This window comes from Asticcacaulis sp. P2_C5 (genome assembly GCF_056404555.1).
Window position 1 is genome coordinate 25786 of the sequence record NZ_JBFUDU010000011.1, and the last position, 19573, is coordinate 45358.

At 61.2% G+C, this 19573-nt stretch carries 14 protein-coding genes; 5 read left to right on the plus strand and 9 right to left on the minus strand.

All coding sequences use genetic code 11. From position 1 onward, the window contains the following. Positions 1-123: 123 nt before the first annotated feature. Positions 124-687 (plus strand): hypothetical protein, encoded by a 564-nt coding sequence (locus tag AC1DXO_RS18825; RefSeq protein WP_476979720.1) that lies wholly within the window; start codon positions 124-126, stop codon positions 685-687. A 37-nt stretch (positions 688-724) separates the two neighbouring features. Here AC1DXO_RS18825 and AC1DXO_RS18830 read toward each other — a convergent pair whose 3' ends face one another. From AC1DXO_RS18830 to AC1DXO_RS18840, 3 genes are all read right to left on the minus strand, one after another. Beyond that, positions 725-925: a DUF3126 family protein gene (locus tag AC1DXO_RS18830; protein WP_476979721.1), complete on the minus strand. Its 201-nt coding sequence runs from the start codon at positions 923-925 to the stop codon at positions 725-727. 365 nt (positions 926-1290) lie between these two features. Then, a complete protein-coding gene (gene cysE / locus AC1DXO_RS18835; RefSeq protein ID WP_476979722.1) occupies positions 1291-2118 on the minus strand; it encodes a serine O-acetyltransferase in 828 nt (275 codons plus the stop codon). A gap of 4 nt (positions 2119-2122) precedes the next feature. Next, positions 2123-2752, minus strand: a complete 630-nt coding sequence (locus AC1DXO_RS18840; RefSeq protein ID WP_476979723.1) for an NUDIX domain-containing protein — start codon at positions 2750-2752, stop codon at positions 2123-2125. A gap of 72 nt (positions 2753-2824) precedes the next feature. Here AC1DXO_RS18840 and AC1DXO_RS18845 point away from each other — a divergent pair, with 72 nt between their 5' ends. Further along, complete coding sequence (locus tag AC1DXO_RS18845) at positions 2825-3448, plus strand: nitroreductase family protein (protein ID WP_476979724.1); 624 nt, start codon at positions 2825-2827, stop codon at positions 3446-3448. Beyond that, positions 3448-4101 carry a DUF6946 family protein gene (locus tag AC1DXO_RS18850; protein WP_476979725.1) on the plus strand — a complete coding sequence of 218 codons (654 nt, stop codon included), beginning with the start codon at positions 3448-3450 and terminating at the stop codon, positions 4099-4101. The genes AC1DXO_RS18845 and AC1DXO_RS18850 overlap by 1 nt, the downstream gene beginning before the upstream one ends. Positions 4102-4137: 36 nt before the next feature. Here AC1DXO_RS18850 and AC1DXO_RS18855 read toward each other — a convergent pair whose 3' ends face one another. The 4 genes from AC1DXO_RS18855 to AC1DXO_RS18870 form a co-directional block, all read right to left on the minus strand. Beyond that, complete coding sequence (locus AC1DXO_RS18855) at positions 4138-4551, minus strand: hypothetical protein (RefSeq protein WP_476979726.1); 414 nt, start codon at positions 4549-4551, stop codon at positions 4138-4140. After that, positions 4551-5039: a hypothetical protein gene (locus AC1DXO_RS18860; RefSeq protein WP_476979727.1), complete on the minus strand. Its 489-nt coding sequence runs from the start codon at positions 5037-5039 to the stop codon at positions 4551-4553. Before AC1DXO_RS18860 ends, AC1DXO_RS18855 begins: the two co-directional genes overlap by 1 nt. 68 nt (positions 5040-5107) lie before the next feature. After that, entirely contained in the window at positions 5108-14824 is a 9717-nt protein-coding gene (locus AC1DXO_RS18865) for a beta strand repeat-containing protein (RefSeq protein WP_476979728.1), read from the minus strand. A gap of 108 nt (positions 14825-14932) precedes the next feature. Then, positions 14933-15442 carry a hypothetical protein gene (locus AC1DXO_RS18870; RefSeq protein ID WP_476979729.1) on the minus strand — a complete coding sequence of 170 codons (510 nt, stop codon included), beginning with the start codon at positions 15440-15442 and terminating at the stop codon, positions 14933-14935. A 151-nt stretch (positions 15443-15593) separates the two neighbouring features. On the opposite strand from AC1DXO_RS18870, the gene AC1DXO_RS18875 reads away from it, so the two are divergent. After that, positions 15594-16829: a DUF1444 domain-containing protein gene (locus AC1DXO_RS18875; protein WP_476979730.1), complete on the plus strand. Its 1236-nt coding sequence runs from the start codon at positions 15594-15596 to the stop codon at positions 16827-16829. Between the two features lies 1 nt (position 16830). Here the strand turns inward: AC1DXO_RS18875 and queF are convergent, their stop codons facing one another. After that, positions 16831-17292, minus strand: coding sequence for a preQ(1) synthase (gene queF, locus AC1DXO_RS18880; RefSeq protein WP_476979731.1), 462 nt, complete (start codon positions 17290-17292; stop codon positions 16831-16833). A gap of 119 nt (positions 17293-17411) precedes the next feature. On the opposite strand from queF, the gene AC1DXO_RS18885 reads away from it, so the two are divergent. After that, complete coding sequence (locus AC1DXO_RS18885; RefSeq protein ID WP_476979732.1) at positions 17412-18362, plus strand: NAD(P)H-dependent flavin oxidoreductase; 951 nt, start codon at positions 17412-17414, stop codon at positions 18360-18362. Here AC1DXO_RS18885 and metC read toward each other — a convergent pair. Then, entirely contained in the window at positions 18356-19540 is a 1185-nt protein-coding gene (gene metC, locus AC1DXO_RS18890; protein ID WP_476979733.1) for a cystathionine beta-lyase, read from the minus strand. The two genes, AC1DXO_RS18885 and metC, sit on opposite strands and share 7 nt — an antisense overlap. Between the last annotated feature and the right edge of the window lie 33 nt (positions 19541-19573).

Genomic DNA, 19573 nt, shown 5'->3' on the forward strand with positions numbered 1-19573 from the left:
GTGTGCAGCACTTTTCGGTTAAATTGCGCGACCACTTTAAGACCCCGGCAAGATAGCCTTAAACCTATTGTGCCTTTATAAGGCCGCCGACTAGACTTGTGCCAACGATTTCGGAGACCGGGCATGTTCAATATCAGCCATCAGATCGAGGCACTTAAACAATCCCTGATCGGCTACATCCTGATGCTGGCCGCGGCCATTATCGGCCTTATATGGATCAGTTTCGGCATCTATAGCTGGGCGACCTCCCTGCTCGGGCCGATATGGGGGCCATTGGCCATTGGCGCTGCCTTTATGCTGCCCGTCATCATCTATCTCGTCGTCAAGATGGTCTCACCGGACGACAAGCGGTCCAGGCACCAGAAGATGTTCGATGAGGCCTTCGCGTCGTCACCGGTCGGCGCCCTGTCGAAGATGATCGAAACCATGTCGCCCCATTCGCCCTTCCTGGCGGCGATCACAGCAGTCGCCGGCGGTTTCGTGGCGACGCGCTTCCCGCAGTTTCTGTCGATCATGGCGGAACTGGTCTCAGCCCTGGGCGACGAGCTGTCGCGCTGGAATTCGCGCAAGGCCGAAAAGGAAGAGCGCAAGGCCGCTGATGATGAACGCCGCGGAAGAACGCCACCGCCCCCTGACGTCGAGCCGGTGTCACGACGCCGCAGCAAGGCCAAGGCTGATATGTACTAAGCTAAAAAAAGCTCCCGGTCGGGAGCTTTTTTCTGTTTCAGAGGTCTTCCTTGAGGATGGCCATTTCGAACATATACGAACCTTCCTCGTCCTCGTCGACATAGACCACGCCGACAAACTCCTCGCCGATAAAGACCTCGGCCGAGTCCTTCTGCTTGCGCGCCTTGAGCTCGAGGCCCTTGGTCTTGAAGATGCTGAAGAGATAATCCTGAACCTTGGTGATTTCGCCTGGAGTCATTGTCGTGCCTCTTTGAATTTTGCGGAGCTCCATCCCAAGTCGCCCCCGGCTATGGCGGGCAACATACCTGCAAATCGCGCGGGCGGGGATAAACTTTTCTGTGACAGTGCCTTAGCCGTCAAGGCCTGGCGGCGCAAACCCCAATGCCCGCTTATCCACACATTGCACGGCAAATGACTAGCTACGGGTTTGGAAGGATTTTTACACAGATGGCACCGATTAACACAGATTTTAGGATGGCGCTTCGCGCTTTCAGGCAGCCCAAGTCAGCAGGGCTGGCAAGCCAACCCTGATATCTGTGTTAATCGGTGACATCTGTGTAAAGCCTTACCTAAGGCCGAAACCGTGCCCGAACTGCCCGAAAATCAGATCGAATAGTCGAGATCGAGATCCGGCATGGTGTGGTCCATCTGCCGGGCCGGATCTTCGCAGGTCTTGCAATTGACCAGACGCGCCGGCACACCGGCCGCCGTACAATGCGCCGGAACGGGCTTCAGCACGACCGAACCCGAGGCGATCTTGGCATAGTCGCCGATCTGGATATTGCCCAATACATTGGCACCCGCGCCCAGCAGGACGCCGCGGCCGATCTTGGGGTGGCGGTCGCCGCGTTCGGCGCCGGTACCGCCGAGCGTCACGCCCTGCAGGATCGAGCAGTCGTCGCCGACCACGGCTGTCTCACCGATAACGATGCCAGTGCCATGGTCGAGAAACACGCCCTTGCCGATGCGCGCCGCCGGATTGATATCGATCTGGAAAAGCTCCGACACGCGACTCTGCAGGAAGTGCGCCATGGTGTGGCGGCCCTCCTGCCACAGCCAGTGCGAGACGCGATAGATCTGCAGCGACAGGAAGCCCTTGAAGAACATAAAGGCCTGGAGATAGCCGCGCGCCGCCGGGTCGCGCTCATAGACAGCCTGCAGGTCGGCCTTCGCATATTCGACCAGCGACGGATCGGCGGCATAGGCCTTTTGCGCCAGTTCGCGCAGGGTCATGCCGCGCAGGGTGTCGTCCGACAGTTTGCGCGCGATATGATAGGACAGGGCTGACGACAGGTCGTCGTGCGACAGAATAGTCGAGTGCAGCAGCGAGGCCAGGCCGGGCTCGGCCGCCAGGGTATCGGCGGCTTCCTGGCGCAGGTTAAGCCAGATCGGCTTGTCGTCCGGCGAAATGACCTCAAAAACCTGAGCCATGCTCTTACCTCAAAACTGCTTCCGCCAGATGGGGCGGCAATTCGCCGCTTACCGCCATATGGTAGACACGCAATACACTTGCAACGGTTAAGCCATCGCGAACCTGACCCATAATAACAGATTTGAGCAGTTGCGAAAAGGGAACGCGCGCAGGAACCAGGTTTTCGGTCTCGTCGGGTTCGGTTTCGCCGGCTTGCAGGCCCATTGCCAGGTAGAGAACCGCGACCTCATCGGTCACCGAGTTCGACATATCGAAGCGCAGTATCTCCTGCCAGGTATCGGCGGTCAGGCCGGTTTCCTCACGCAATTCACGCTTGGCGCCGTCCAGCGGTGCCTCGCCATGCGGCACGCCACCTTCCGGCATCTCCCAACTGAAGGTGCCGAGCGCAAAACGAGCCTGGCCTACCAGGGCGACGGTTCCGTCGTCGAACAGAGGCAAAACGCCGACCGCCAGATTGGCAAAGCGCACAACGCCGTAGTGGCATTCGCGCCCGGTCGGCGCCACGACATCGTGGCTTTCGATACGTATCCACGGATTTTGGAAGACGATCTCATGACGCAGGCTGCGCCATTTCGCGCGCCCCGCCGCAGCCGCCTCGTCATCCCATGGTGGCAGGTTGTTGTCGTCAGCCATTGAATTGCCTTCCACCAACAGATATCTGAAGCCGCAGATGAACGCAGATAGACGCTGATCTCAGGATAGTCCATGCCCCTTTCCCTTTCCGAACTGACGCCCCCCGAATTCGGTCAGCCGCTGCCGCAAAAAGCCTCACCCGAGGTGCTGGAGGCGCTATATTTTCGCCGCAGCGCGCCTGCCCCGACCCTGCATGCGCCGGCGCCATCCGCCGACGAGATGGACCTGCTGATTCGCATCGGATTGCGTGTGCCGGACCACGGCAAGATCGGGCCATGGCGCATCGTCCGCTTTACGCCCGAGACCAAGTCGGCCCTGGTCGAAAAGCTGACCGTCCTGGCAAAAGACCAGCCGGAACCGGGCAAGGCGGTCGGCGCATTGCAAAAACTGTCCATTCCGCCCGAAGCCCTGCTGGTGGTTTCCTCCCCCATCCTGCCGCACAAAATTCCGCTGTGGGAACAACAGTTGTCGGCAGCTGCGGTGTGCCAGACCCTGCTCATTGCGGCCGGCGCCCTGGGTTACGGCGCCAACTGGATCACCGACTGGTACTCCTATGACGAGCCCGCCAAGCGCCTGCTGGGCTTAAGCCCGCTGGAAAACGTCGCCGGCTGGATCTTCCTCGGCACGCCGTCGGAAGCGCCGCTGGAACGCGACCGGCCGAACTATGACGAACGCATAAGCTGGTGGGAGGTCTGATGTTCTGCATTCCGACTATCGGCCCCGACTGCTGGCGCGCCCTGCTGGCAGACCCGGTCAAACATTGGGCAACAGGTTACTCTGCGCGAACCTTGGCATATTGCTGGCAGACGGCTCGCGGACTGCCCCCGGAAATCACGACCGTACTGGGCGCGGACGCTGAACTGTTGCTTGGTATTCCGGAGCACAAGACGCGTTTGCCCGGCGGAAATCGCGCAAGCCAATCCGATCTGTTTGCCTTGCTGCGTCTGGGCGAACGCACCTGCGCGGCAACAATCGAGGGCAAGGTGAACGAACCCTTTGGGCCGACTGTAGGAGAATGGCTTAAAGATGCGTCAGCCGGGAAAAAACTACGCCTCGATTACATTTGCCGCCTCCTGGGACTTGACGAAGTTCCAGCCACCATAAGGTATCAACTGCTTCATCGCACGGCTGCCGCGGTAATCGAAAGCGAACGGTTCAAGACCGATGAAGCCGCGATGCTTGTCCATTCGTTTTCACCCGACAAGGCCTGGTTCGCAGACTTTGCCGCGTTTGCTGCAATGTTCAATCTGGCGGCTCAGCCGGAAACACTTATGTCCTTGCATCTACCTTCCGGCAAAAAGCTGTATCTTGCCTGGGTCACGGGCGCCCCAGAGTTTCTGACTTCTTGAGGCGCCGTCTTGCGACAATATAATGCTTTCTGCGTATCAGAAAACGTCCGGCACCTTCGGCCTGACGCGTTTGCTCCGCCACATGTCGTAGGCCGCGGCCGAAAGCCATGCCGGCACCACCGCTGCAAAGGCATAGAGTCCGGTCAGCATTGCCGCCACCACTGTAAATACCAACGCAAAGATCAGGTAGCTGCCAAGCGGCGGTATCCGGCCCGTCCGCCAGGCCACGAATTCGGCCAGGCCCCATATTACGGCAGCGATCGACAGCTGCGCCAAACCCTTGATATGGACGACAGCACCACCGGCAAAGTCGAGCACACCGGCATCGCCAAGATAGCCACCACCCCAGACGAAGGTAAAGTGGCTCAGGGTCACCAGCAACTGCGCTACGACCGCGAGACCCAGCGCGACAAGGCCACGAACCCAGATTTTCCGCCAGTATTTTTCCATCAGAACGCCTCCGCTGCGTCCTGTTTTCGGCCCGCCGCGATAAGCCACCGGCGCACAAAGGGCGATATGGCCAGCCAGCCGAGGATGATGGCCATCACATACGAGATGATAACGATCGCCAGGCTAATCAGCGCTTCAGTCAGCCATTGTCCGGCCTGGCTGGCGGCGACTATAAAGCCCATCAGGAATGCGCCGAAGATACCAATCCATGCCGCCGTCAGACCGATCGGCAGGGGACGGCGACGGCGCGCATTGCCGACCTCCATGGTGATCCACAACGGCACGCTCAGGGCCAATTCGATGAGGACGGCGCCGGTCAGGAACGCCGGTGTCATCATGCCGTCCAAACTGGAAAGCTCATTTAAAAGCAGGCTGATCAAAACAGATGCCACAATAAACACCAGGGTCAGGACGACCGGCACCATAAGAAGCCCAATCGCCAGACGCCACCACCACCGCCGCCAAATCACCTGCCATAAGCCTGCCATATCACCCCTCTATCGAGGCGCAGCCTATCCCTGACGACGGCAGGGTGCAACTTCGATTTCCAGTGCGTCTACCAGACGATATGGCTGAGGAAACTGCTGTCAGTCGGGATGATGTTGAGCACCAGGATGGTGTTGCCACCGCCGAGATCGATCAGGGTATTGCTGCCCTGGGCCGTCAGGGTGACGCCGCCGCCATAGGCCACGCCATTGCTGTAGGCGTGGATATTGACGAGGTCGTTCTGGCTGGACTTGAAGTCGTTGATCGTGTCCTGGCCGCTGCCCAGGCCAAAGAAGAAGATATCGGCGCCCGCCCCCCCGATCAGGGTGTCATTGCCCGCGCCGCCAGTCAGGATATCCGCGCCATTACCGCCATCCAGACTGTTATTACCGCTGTTGCCAGTGATCGTATTGGCGACGTTGTTGCCCGTGCCGTTGATATTGCCGGCGCCCGTTAGGTTGAAAATCTCGATATAGGCCGAAGCCCCCAGGGCGTAGGTGACCGAGGCATTGACGGCGTCTCCCAGGCCGCCCGTGCTGACGTCGACGGTCACGTCGCCGGCATTGTCGATGACAAAGGTGTCGTTGCCCAAACCGCCCGCCATGGTGTCGGCGCCCGCACCGCCATCGAGGAGATTATTGCCGGCATTGCCGTTAACGGTATTGGCCAGGGCGTTGCCGGTGGCGTTGATATTGGCCGTACCGGTCAAGGTCAGGGTCTCAACATAGACCGCGGTACCCAGGGTGTAGGAGACCGAGGCCTGCACCGTGTCCGTGCCTTCGCCGGTGAGTTCGACAACTGAGTCCGTGGCGCTGTCGACGACATAGGTGTCGTTGCCCAGGCCGCCGGTCAGGGTGTCGTTACCCAGGCCGCCATCCAGCCAGTCATTGCCGTCCAGCCCGAGCAGCTTGTTGTTACCGCCGTTACCGCTGAGCGTATTGCCGAGGGCATTACCGGTGCCGACGAGGTTGCCGGCACCCTGCAAGATCAGGTTTTCGACATTGTCGGTCAGGGTGTAGGTGATGGCAGCATAGATCAGGTCCGTGCCTTCGCCGGTATTTTCGGTCACCAGGTCGGTCGCCCGATCAACATAGTAGGTATCGTTGCCCAGACCGCCGGCCATGGTGTCGGAGCCACCACGCCCATCCAGTATATTGTTGCCGGTACCGCCATTCAGTGTCTCGGCGCGGCTCAACGTGCCGCCATAGGCATTGACATTGCCGCTGGAGGTCATGTTGACGACTTCGATATATTGCGCGCCGATATCGAAGCTGACGCGCGCATTGACCACATCGACCCCGGTACTGTTGGTTTCGATGACGACGTCGCCGGCATTGTCGACCGTATAGGTATCGCTGCCCAAACCGCCGATCATGGTGTCGGCGCCGGAACTGCCGTTCAGGTCGTTATTGCCGCTATTGCCGGTCAGGACGTTGTTGAGCCCGTTGCCCACGACATTGATGTCCGCCGAGCCCGTCAGGGTGACATTCTCGATATACTGGGCCGCGGCCGAATAGGTGGCGATGCTGAAGACAGTATCGATACCGCCCAGATCGGCTTCGTAGACCCGATCGCCGGTATTGTCGACATAGTAGGTATCGTCGCCCAGTCCGCCGGTCATGCTGTCGGCGCCTGCCTTGCCGTCCAACAGGTTGTTGCCGTCATTACCGGTGAGGGCATTGTTGGCGGCGTTGCCGGTGGCGTTGATATTGCCGCTGCCGGCCAGGACCAGTATCTCAAGCGTGCTACCCAGGGTGTAGCCTATCGAGGCAATGACGGTGTCCGTGCCCTGGTTGCCGGCTTCGACGACGACGTCACCGGCGTCATCCACGCGAAAACTGTCATTGCCCAGGCCGCCCGCCAGGGTGTCCGCGCCGCTGCCCCCGTCCAGGGAATCGTTACCGGCCAGACCGGTCAAGCTATTCGCCGCGGCGTTGCCGATCAGGCTGTTGTTCAGCGCGTTGCCGGTGCCGTTGACGGCGCCGACCAGATACATGTTCTCGACATTGTTGCTCAGAGTATAGTCGACATAGGCATAGACCAGGTCGACGCCTTCACCGGTCAGTTCAACCATGGTGTCTGAGGCGCTGTCGACACTATAGGTATCGTCGCCAAGGCCGCCGGTCAGTGTGTCGTTGCCGCCCAGGCCGTCGAGATAATCGTTGCCATCAAGGCCGCTCAGCACGTTCCTGCCGGTATTGCCGGTCAGTATATTGTTGTCGCCATTGCCGGTGCCGTTGATCGCCGCAGTGCCCGAAAGCACCAGGTTTTCGAGATTGGCGCCCAGCGCACAGGTAAAGGTCGCGATGACGGTATCCGCCCCCTCATCGGCGGCTTCGTTCACCGTGTCGCCGACGACGTCCAGGACATAGGTATCGTCGCCCGCCCCGCCGGTCAGGGTGTCGGCACCCGCGCCGCCATCAAGACGGTTATTTCCGCTGCCGGTATTGATATGGTTGGCCAGTCCGTTGCCGGTCAGATTGATCGCGGCATTGCCGAGCTGGCCCAGGTTTTCGATATTGGCGCTCAGCGTATAGGTAACGACCGCATTCACGGCATCATAACCGCCATTCGCCGCCTCGACCACCACATCACTGACGTTGTCGACGATATAGACATCATCGCCCGCACCACCGATCAAGGTATCGGCGCCAAGGTCTCCATCGAGATAGTTGTTATTGCCATTGCCCTGGAGGGTATTATCCAGGCTGTTGCCGACCCCGAAGCTGACATGGCTGCCGGTCAGGACCAGGTTCTCGACATTACCGCCCAGCGCGTAGGTGACATAATCAGCCAGATTGGCAAGCACAGTGTCAGTACCCTCAGCGGCAGCCTCGGTCACCACGTCACCGGCGCTATCGACACCGTAGCTGTCATTGCCCAGACCGCCGGTCAGGGTGTCGTTACCCGCGCCGCCGTCCAGCACGTTATTGCCGCTATTGCCGGTCATGGCATTGTCAAGCGTGTTGCCGGTCGCATTGATATTGCCAGGGCCGGTCTGGATCAGGTCCTCGACATTGAAATCCAAGGTCAGGGTGACGGAAGTGTAGGCCAGGTCATGGCCTTCGCCGGTCGTCTCCACGGCGTGGTCACCGGTGGAATCGAAGTCATAGGTGTCGTCGCCCAGGCCGCCATACATCTTGTCAGCGCCTGCCGCACCGTCGAGCACGTTGTTGCCGGTATTGCCGGTGATGGTGTTGGCCACGCCGTTGCCGGTGCCATTGATGGCGTCGGTACCCGTCAGGGTCAGGTTCTCGAAATTGCTGGCCAGCGTCCAGTTGACCGAGGCTGTCACCAGGTCTGTACCCTGGTTGGCCGCTTCCGTGAGGACATCGCCCGCGCTGTCGACGACAAAGGTATCGCTGCCAGTGCCGCCGGTCAGGCTGTCGTCGCCGCCGCCGCCATCAAGACTGTCATTGCTGCCGTCGCCGATCAGGATGTTGCTGCCGCCATCGCCTGTCAGTTTGTCGGCATAGGCGGAACCGCGGATGTTTTCGATCCCGATCAAGGTATCCGTGCCGGAGCCGCCGGTCACCTGCGCCGTTGACAGGGCGAGGCTGAGCTTGACCCCGGCGCTGGTCGCATCGACATAGGTGACGAAATCGTTGTCGGCGCCGCCGTCGAGCGTATCGTTGCCGCTCCCGCCGCTCAACTGGTCGTTACCGGCCAGGCCCGTAAGCTGGTCGTTGCCGGCACCGCCCGCCAGGATATCGTGGAAACTGCCCCCGGTCAGGGTATCGGCGCTGGTGCCGCCCGCCAGGTTGAGGCTTTCCGGCACATTGCTGACCGTCACCAGGAACGGCTGCTCGTCATATAGCCCGCCATCGCTGGCGCGCACCCTCACCTCATAGACATTGTCGGCGCCCTGGTCGCCCGGCAATTCAAAGTCGGGAGCAACCGCGAAGACCAGCTTGCCTGTAGTGGCATCGATGGTGAACAATGCCGCATCGGCGCCACCGGCGACCGAATAGGTAATCGCGGCACCGGCATCGATGTCGGTCGCGATCAGGGTTGCCACGAAGGTGGTATTTTCGGCCATCATGACGGTGGTGACGGAACTCGAACTGTTCGCCGCGCCGGCATCACGTATGATAACCGGGGCTTCGTTGACATTGCTGACGCTGACCGTGACGGCATGGTCGTCGATACGGCTGCCATTTGTCGCGCGCACAACGACCTTATAGGCATTATCGGCGCCCTGGTCTGAGGGCGTCTCGAAATCAGGCGCCGTGATAAAGCTCAGCGCGCCCGTCGTGGCGTTGATCGTAAAGGCCGCCGCATCATCGCCCCCAACAATGGCATAGCTGATTGAGCCGCTCAGCACAGAGGCAAGGGTCGCGACCGCCATACTGTTCTCCGGCCGGGCGAAGGTGTCCTGTTTGCCTGCCGAAATGGCCGTGCCGCCGTGACCGTCATCGAAGACATAGAAGAAGGTTGCGGGCGTATCGGTCAGGGTGAAGTCAAGGCTGTAACCGCCATTGGTCACGTGGAGCGTCGATCCGCCGACCAGGATCGTGGCGCCCGACACATAGGTGAGCCCCGCCAGGTCGATAACGTCCTGCCCGTCGTTGAAGCCGGTCAGGCCGTTGGCGAACATGCCACCGGACCCCGGTCGGGCGCCGGCATCCAGTGTCAGCACACGCGTCGTGGTCATGCTGTCACCGAAGACGATGGCGCCAGAGCCCGCCGCCGCAACCGAGGCCAGTTCGAGATTACCGCCGGTCAGCGAAATCCCGCCGCTGAAGGTGTTGGCGGTCGCACTGGCGCCGGCCCGCGGATCGAGCACGACGTGTCCGCTGGCGACCGCAATCGCACCGCGCCCCGTGGCCGCCGCCACCGATCCATGTTCGTCAGCGATGACGCCGCTGATCGTCAGCAGCTTTCCCGCCCCAGGATCGAAGGTCACGGTCTGATTGCCCTGGATGAACAGGCCCGAGCCGTAGGCCTTGCCGGAATCCCCGTTGCCGTCGTCGAGGAACCAGCTCCCGAAGCCGCCCGCCCCGCCGGTAACCGATCCGGTTCCCAGTGAGGTGTTGCCGCGAAGGATCAGCGTGCCGCCTTCGACGACGAAGATGTCGCCGCCCGCGCCGAGACCGCCACCACCGCCGGCATAGGCGTCACCACCGCCGAAGCCCCCGGTGCCGGGATTCTCGGGGACATTGCCACCGTCCTGGTTTGTTTCCGGAAACTGCGACCCGCCGCCACCGCCGCCGAAACCACCATTCGCGCCCTGAGACCAACTGCTGCCACCGCCACCGCCGAAACCGCCCGGCGTCGCGGCATTGCCGTAGAAGCTGTAATAATATCCCATCCCGCCATAGCCGAACGGTTCCGGCACGCCCTCAGGCGCCGCGCCGTCGAAATAGCTGAAATCCACACCGCCATTGCCCCTGAGGCCACCGCCACCACCGCCGTCACGAACGGGTGGACCGATATTGACCGAACCCGCGCCGCCATTGCCGCCCTGCGCCGCCGTATTGACGAAGCTTACGTCCTCGATCGTCACCGTGCCGCCCGGGGCGATGAACAACCCGCCGCCAAGACCGGCGCCGCCACCGCCACCACCGTGGAGACTGTAGGCGCCGTCGCCGCCCTTGGTGACCGTATTCTGGATGGTCAGGTTTTCGATGATGACATTGCCCTGATAGACAAACAGGCCCGGATTGCCACCGCCGCCATCCAGAGTCCCGCCCGTGCCGTCGATCGTCAGGGTGACGCCGGATTGCAGGCTGATGGCGCCGAGTCCGGCGCTGCTGACGGTGCCGGAAATCAGAATCGTCAGATCGAGTGGCTCACCGCCGGTATGCTGGGTGGCATTGGCCGCCGAGATCGCCGAGGCCAGGCTGTCATAGACCGCCGTCCCGCCGTGGCCATCAGACGCCAGGACGATCGAAGTCGGCACGCGGCCGCCCAGCGTAAGCGTATCGCTTATCGTGCCATTGCTGACCGTCAGGGTCGAACCGGACAGCGTCCAGCTCATCTGACTGTGGTCGGCACTGAAGCTGAGGCCGGTCAGGTCGATCACCGCCAGACCGTCGACGATGGCGTAGGCGCCGGGCTTCAAGTCGTTGATCACCGGCGTAAAGGCGTAGGTCGTGTCGCCGGTCTTGTTAAAGGCAGCCTGGTCGATTTCGAGCGTGCAGATCGCGCCGTAATAGTCCTGGAAGGAAATGGTGCCTGAGGCGTTCGCCGTGTGGAAGGCTACGGTCATCGAGCCCAGGTCTTCCCGGATGGCGAAGTCCTGATGGAAGCCGGTGCCGCCGTCGTTCAGGTCGATGTGTGAATGCTTCACCTGGCCGATATCGTAATTGTAGATCGCCGCCAGGGTATCGGCGAGATCCGTGTCGTTATTGACCTTCAGGTGATCGATGCCCAGGTCGAGGAACTGGTCAAAGGCCGAGGCGTAGATTCGCGTGCCGCCGTGGCCATCGTCGCCGAGCACAAAATGGCTGGGGTGGGATCCCGTCAGGTGGAGGATATCGACTTCGAGGCCGTTGCTGACAGTCAGGGTGCCATCCACCGCCAGTGACCAGGTATTGACGCGAAAAGCCAGATCCGGCAGGTCAATGGTCGCCAACCCTTCGCCGGCAAAATTCTCGATCTCTCCACTCATCTCGAATTCGTAAGTGGCCACCTGGACGAGGGTGCTGTGCGCCAATTGCACCTCGCCGTGGTTGGTGCCGTTAAGGTCGAAAACCACCGTGCCGGTGAAGGGACCGCCGGTGAAGCTGAGCGTCTCCGAACCGCGATCGTGATCCTGCAGGATATAGGTGCCGCTGTAATCGGAACCGTCGACGGTAACCAGGCTGTCGCGCACCCGTGCTCCGGCCAGGTAATGAAGGACGACGGTCAGGTCATTGCTCGTATGAAGATTGAAGATATTGGTGTCCGGCAGCAGGGTCAGCAGGGTGCCGGGTTCACCCTGACGGTCGGGATCGTCGCTCCACTGCGCCAGGGCCTCGCCGTTGGAGGTTAGGCCGACCAGGCGAATATTCCCGTCCACCCGGATGACTCCGAGATGATCATTGTCGTAGCGGCGGGTGAACATGTCCAACGTGCCGCCGGTATCGCCCGGGAAATGGATAATATTAAAGTCCGGGACGTCCAGTCCAAAGTCGAACGTGAAAGGATCGCCAGAACTGAGCGCGGCCATATCGAGCGTACCGCCCCATACAACACCGTCTCCGACCGTCAGCATGCCGCCGGGATTGGCCTTGACGATCATCTCGCTGTTGAACGACGCCCCAGGCTGAAGGTTCAGGTGACCGTTGCCGAAAAAGAAAAAGGCGCTGTGGTTGTTGTGGACGAGCGGCACCTGGGTGGTGTGGTTCGTCACGCCAAGCGCCACGTCACCGATGGTGATGGTGCCGGACAGGAAATTGACTCCGCCCAGCTGGATTTCACCGTCACCGGTGAGCACCAGATTGCCGCGTCCGGAATAGCGGCTGTCGGAACCGTGCATGTCGGCGATGCCGCCGTCGAAGGCAATGACCTGGTAACGCACAGCGCCCAAGGTCAGGGTCTGGTCGCCGGCCAGGAACATATTGTTGCCGTAGCCTTGTCCCGGACTGACGGCGACACCACCCTGGGCGTAGTTGTTGGTGAAGATGGTCCCTGATTCGATCGTAAGGTGCCCACCGGCCTCGACATAGACAGCACCGCCCGCCCCAAGTCCGCCACCGCCCGTAGAAATATAGGGCGAGACCGCACCGGTATCGGGGTCGAGATAGACGCCGTCGGTACCGTCCCCGGCGCCGAACCCGCCGGCACCGCCCTCGGCGCCGATACCGCCACCGCCACCGCCGCCACCGAAGCCGCCATTACCACCGTAAAAATCATAGTCCGCTGTCGGCGCGCCGCCGCCGCCGCCGCCGCCGCCATAACCGCCATTGCCGCCGCCGGCACCGCCGCCGCCGCCGCCGCCGCCCCAGCCACCGTTGCCGCCCTGCGTGGGAACGCCTTTTGTGTCGGCGGGCAAGCCATATACCGTCTGGTGGTTTGACTGGCCCGGCAGATCCGGAACGTGGATGACATGCTTGTGCCGGATAGCCAGATAGGCGTTGTCAAGCAGGTCACGCATGCTCTTATCGCCATCGACGATCTGGTTCATGATGACCGACGGCGCGAGGGCGATCACCTTCCTGCCAAAGGCATAGAAGAGACGCGTAGCCAAACCGGCCTTGGTCGCCGCCTGCAGGCCCTTGAGTTCCGCTAAGGCGGCCGCCTTCGCCCCGTTGTAGGCGCCCTTGACAGAGAAGGCGACGGTAATCACGTCCGAGGCAATTCCGGCTATGGCAGTGAGTGACCAGTCATTGTTGTCCGCATCGGTCTTCAGGTCGGCGGCCAGCTGCGCCAGGCCGGCCGCGAAACCGAATTCGGGAAAAGCAATGCCCGCGACGACGGTCGTGACCGTCGAGACAAGGTCAGCATAAGGAAAGGCTTCGATGTGTTTTGTGTCGGGATTATAGTAGGCCTCCGAGGAGCCGCCGCCGACACCGCCGCCGCCGCCGCCGGACAAGACCGAACCGCCCGACGACCCGGCGCCACCATATTTACCACCAGGCTGGTATCCGCTGATCACCGTTTCCGCGTCCAGGTTAATGTCCCAGCCGGCAAAGCTGAAGGTGGTAACCTGGTCCTGTTGCTGACCGCCACCATGGCCGGCGGACGCCTTGCCGATAACCGAGCCACGCAAGCCACTAACGATATAGGTGTTAGACGAATACACCTCCAGGGCCGAGTACCTGCCGTCGGCCTGGCGCCCGACACCGCCGCCGCCGCCGCCGCCGTTAAACACCAAGTGGCCGTTGTCGCCATGGGCGGAACTGCCGCCATTACCCCCGAGCCCACCACCACCGCCACCGCCGTTAGCGGTGGGATCAGCCAATCCGCCGTGACCGCCGACCGCCGTATCGCCGGTAAAATTGACGTTGCGCAGCGTGACATTGGCGCCTGCGCCGACATAGAGCCCGCCGCCCAGGCCCGCGCCGCCGCCGCCACCGGCGATACCGCTGCCGCCGTCACCGCCAAAGGCCACGGTATTGATGAAGCCGATACTTTCCAGGGCTACGTCGCCGGCCAACACGCGCAGGCCGCTGGTCTCGCTCTTGCCGTCCAGCGCCCAGCCATTGCCGTTGATGACAAGGTGCATATTGGGATTATCCAGCGCCGGCAGGTCGACAGGATGTCCAAAAACGTCGTGCAGAGTCTCAATAGGCCCCATGAAATTGAGGGTGATATTGTTGATCTTGTGTCCCGCGCTGTCGACATAGGTGCCCAGATCAATCGCCGTCAGGACGTCGAACAATTGCCCATAGCCGACGACATTGATCGTCATGGTGGGATCAGCGCCGGTGATTTCGGAGACGGTGTAGCCAGCGGAGTCGCTGCCAGAGGGTGTAGCTGGTGCTGCCGGGCCAGCGACAGAGGGCTCCGGCGAAACTCCGATGGAGACCGCGTCGGGATGCACGGGCGTGTCCGTTGCGACCGCAACCGTGGCAGAGGCAGAGGAGATAGCCGTGGCACTAGACAGACTTAAGCCAGTTACGGTCTCTGCTCCCGACTTATGCGCCAGAACGCTTGACACGCCGGCCACATCGTCGCCAGCCAAGGCGGACGACATGGTTGTATTGGCTTCGATAATGTCTGTCGGGAGCGCTGACGTGGCTTCAGTCCATGGCGTGGGCGGTGCCGCGTTATTGGCCAGTTCATGTCCCGGATATCCGGAATCCGCGGAGGTCGAGTCCGAATCTGGCGATCCGAGCTCATCGGTTATCTTGAACTTCATCTCACGCCCCTTTGCCGCCCGCCCGGTCCGGCGGACGTTTGCAGTGCAAACAAGACATACACTGTGAAGCGGAGGTCAAGGCTTGGTCAAAAATGTCCACCCTGAGAGTCAGAATAGCTCAGCGCTGTTAGCCTCGCGGCCAATCTTTGCCCGCCAGCGCGCGACAAATGGGGTCAAAATGAGCCAGGCCAGGACGATGGCGCTGACATAGATCGCCACAAGGACGGCGATGGTCGAGCCGATGCTCCCCAGCGACATGCCCACCGATGATTCGCCAAGCCAGGACTCAATCCGGGCACCCGCCGCGAAAAGCCCTATCAGGCAAGCGCTGCTCAAGGCCATCCACGCTGCGGTCAGTTCCGGCGGAAGCGGTCGCCTCCTGCGGCGATTACCGATTTCCATGGCAATCCACGGCGGTACCGCCAGGACAATTTCCGTGAGGGCGATAGCGGGAAACGCAGCGCTCAGACCGCTCAACAGCCCGCTGGCCGAAAAATAGCCGCCGGAAAAAAGGCTGATTATGATGAAAATGAGAAATGCGGGCGGTGTCGTTACGAGAGGCGTTGCTATGGCGCCCGTAATCGCCCGAAACCACCAGCGCTTCCACAGATCTTCCATGCCGCTTCCCCCTGCCAGATAGCTTATCGCCGGCCGCGCTCGAGTACAACGCCGAAATCAGTGTCTTCCGGATGGCCTGCGGGCTGCTACGCCCCCTTGGCAGATCGGTGAAATCTCCCTAGGCTACCGTCCGGGCGTACAGGGGGCAACCATGAGCAAAGATAGCCGTGACGGCGCAGGCCAGGACAAGGAAACATTCGCACAGGCCGTACTGGCGGCTTTTCGCGCCGCCGCCTGGAGGGACAAGCTCGACTACGATGCCGCCGACAGCACCATCGACACCGGCGCCGGTGGAGTCCTGTATCTGGGCAATGTCTACCAGGACTGGCTGAAGGCCAAAACTGCAGACGAAAAACAAGCGCAAGTGACATTACTGGTGCGCCTTGCGACCCAGGGCGCGCAAAGTGGCAAGGATAGCAATGACTTCAGCAAGGTCAGCCCGAACCTGTTACCGACTCTGCGTAACCGCGCCTTTATCGAAAACCTGTGGTTGGTAACAGGCTTTCCCCAAGACTATGCCAGTCTTTGCAGCCGCCCTTTCTGCGACGAGCTCAGCGTCATACTTACCATTAACATGCCTGAGAGCATCGCCATGCTTCCGCCGGATCAGTTGAAGACGTGGGGCAAGACGTTCGATGAGGTCATGGTGACAGCCATGTCCAATCTCCGGGCGTTTAAAAAGCCCGACTTCCAGCCCCTGAACGGCTTCTACATCCTCAACAGCGACACCTTCTACGATCCGTCCGTCTTGCTGATGCCCGAAGCATTCCAGGCATTGACGCTTAAAGGCGAGCCGGTCGTTGTCGCCATCTCGCGCACCCTGGTCGCCGTGGCCGGCGCTGACGATACGGCGGGCATGAAGGCCATGGCCGAATTCGTCGAAGAACAGTACCCTCAGGATGCACGCCCTATTTCCTACACGCCGCTCATTCTGCACCAGGGTGGCTGGAAAGCCGTCGCCAACGCACCCGAAACGACCCCGAGCCTGCACCGCTTGCAACAACTCAATCGATTGACCGACTATAACAGCCAGCAGGCGTCACTCAACGCCTACAACGCCAAACAGGGCCGCGACATCTATGTCGGGCAGATCGAAGCGATCGAAGACAATGGGCGCCTGTTGACGTGGTCCAGTCTCGTATGCGGAATCACCACCCTGCTACCGGAATGCGACGTCGTCATCCTGGCGCCGGCCGACATGAAACATCCTTTTGCCCGTCGCTTCACAGACGTCATGCGGGTATGCCGCGGCACGTCGCTCGAACCGGACACATGGCCGCCGCTACACGTCTTTGCAACAGGCCCGAGCGATGATGAGATCAAACAGCTTCGTGAAACCTGCAAGGCCCCGTCGGAATTTCCCGATGCCGGCTTCGACAAGGCGTGACTTAGCCCCGGCCACGATAAGTTGCGACGCCAAAGTCGGGGACCAAGACGCCCTTGGGCGGCTCGGCCGTCTGCCAGAAGACATCGATCGGGATACCACCGCGCGGATACCAGAAGCCGCCGATGCGCAGCCAGCGCGGCTCAAGCAGATCGCGCAGACGTTTGGCGATATGGATTGTGCAGTCCTCGTGGAAGGCGCCGTGATTGCGGAAGCTGGTCAGGAACAGCTTCAGCGACTTGGATTCGACCAGCCATTCACCCGGCACATAGTCGATGACGATATGGGCAAAGTCGGGCTGACCGGTCACCGGACATAGCGAGGTGAATTCCGGCGCCGTAAAGCGGGCGACATAATCGATATCCGGGTGCGGGTTGGGCACGCGTTCCAACACGGCCTGGGCTGGATCGGTCGGCTGGGCGGTGTGGCCGCCGAGTTGGGTCAGGTTGTCGGTGTAGTGGGTCATGGCTCCTATTTAGCGCTCAAGCACAGTTACGCAAGGGTGCTATTTCTTTCCCTTTACGTTCACGTCAATTTCTGATTATCTGCCGCCCTAAAAAGAGGACTCGCCACAAAAGGACTGCTATGGCCATCCCTGCTTCGCTTGCCCGCAATCTGCGCTTTCCGGCGATCGCCGCGCCGATGTTCCTGGTCTCCGGCCCGGATCTGGTCATCGCCACGTGCAAATCGGGTATGATCGGTACCTTTCCGGCGCTGAACCAGCGCACGACCGAGGGTTATGAGGACTGGCTGAACCAGATCGAGGCCGCACTTGGGCCCGACGACTGCGCCTATGGCGTCAATATGATCGTCCACCCGACCAATACGCGCCTGCTCGCCGATATGCAGATCACGGTGGCGCATAAGGTGCCGTTGGTCATCACCTCGCTTGGCGCGGTCAAGGATGTGGTCGACGCTGTTCACAGCTATGGCGGCGTTGTCTTTCACGACGTTATCAATTCACGCCACGCCAAAAAGGCCATGGAGGCCGGAGTCGACGGCCTGATCCTGGTCTCGGCCGGCGCCGGTGGCCATGCCGGCAACCAGCATCCCTTCGCCCTGTTGAACGAGGTGCGCGCCTTCTTCAAGGGCACTATTATCCTGTCTGGCGCCCTGTCGACTGGCCGCGACGTGGCGGCCGCCCTCATGGCCGGGGCCGATCTTGGTTATATGGGCACGCGCTTCATCGCCACGACCGAAGCCCAGGCCGATCCGGGCTACAAACAGATGCTGATCGACACCACGGCCAAGGACATCACCTATACCGACGCCATTTCTGGCATAAATGCCAACTTCCTGACGCCCTCCCTTGTCAATCACGGCCTCGATCCGGCGGCGGCGAAAGACCCGCACCACAAGATCGACATGGCCGCCGAACTGGATACCGAAGCCAAGGCCTGGAAGACCATCTGGTCGGCCGGCCATGGGGTTGGCTCGATCCACGAGGTCCTGGCGACAGCCGACCTGATCGCGCGGTTAAAAACGGAATTCACTGAGGCCCGGACGGACTTTTCCGCCAAAGCCGCCGTCTACTGAAACGCAACCAACGCCTGTTCGATATCGTCGATCAGGTCGTCGGCGTCTTCAAGTCCGACATAGAAGCGGATCGATGACCCGGCCATGTAGGGATCGGGCGCATCGTTGAGCTTAGGTCGCGAGCGGACCTGCGGCTCGCAATTAACCGCCAGGCTCTCATAGCCCCCCCACGAAAAGCCCAGGCCGAACAATTTGAGTTTATTCAGAAAAGCCTGCGACTGCCGCTCGCCGTCGCCTTTGAAGATGACCATGAACAGCCCGTTCGACCCGGTGAAATCGCGGGCAAAGACGTCGTGCCGCGGATGGCTCTCCAGCCCCGGATGGACCACGGTCAGCACTTCCGGCCGCTTGTCCAGCCAGCGGGCAATCTTCAATGCGCTGTCACCGCTTTGCTTCAGGCGCAGATGCAGCGAACGCAAGCCGCGCGTCGCCAGATAGCTTTCGTCGGCCGAGGTAAAGAAGCCCCACGCCTTGATCGTGTTGTACAGGGTCTTGGCCAGCTTCGGGTCTGCGACGCTGACCGATCCGATCAGGATATCGCTGTGCCCGCCGGCATATTTGGTCAGGGCCTGCATGCTGAGGTCGATACCGTGGGCAAGAGGTTTGAACAGCACGCCGGCGCCATAGGTATTGTCGCACAGGGTCAAGATACCGCGCGCCTTCGCCGCTGCCGCGATAGCCGGAATATCCTGAATATCGAAGGTCAGCGAGCCCGGGCTTTCGACATAGATCATCTTCGTCGCGGGCGTCGCCAGAGCCAGCACGTCATAGGCCGACAGGGCCGGATCGTAATAGCGCGTCACCACGCCGTAGCGCTTCAGTTGCGTTTCGAGAAACCGCCGCACCGGCGCATAGCAGCTGTTGACGACCAGGACGTCGTCACCGGCCTGCAAAAAGGCAAAGAACGGCACGGTCAAGGCCGCCAAACCGCTGGGCAGGATAAACGACTGAACAGCCCCTTCCAGATCGGCGATCAGTCCGCACAATTCACGCTGGGTCGACAGGCCGTCAGTGCCGTAGGTCGGCTTGATGTCCTCGTTGTAGAGTACCTCGGCGCTTTCCATCAGCACGGTCGAGCCGCGTTCGACGGCTGCGTTGACGGCACGACGGGAATGGGCGCGGTTCAACGTGGCGGATGTCAGGCGGGTGGTCTCTTTAGGCGAGGTGGGTTTGGGCATGGCGCAGGTCTCCTGCAACCGCTTCAACCGCGA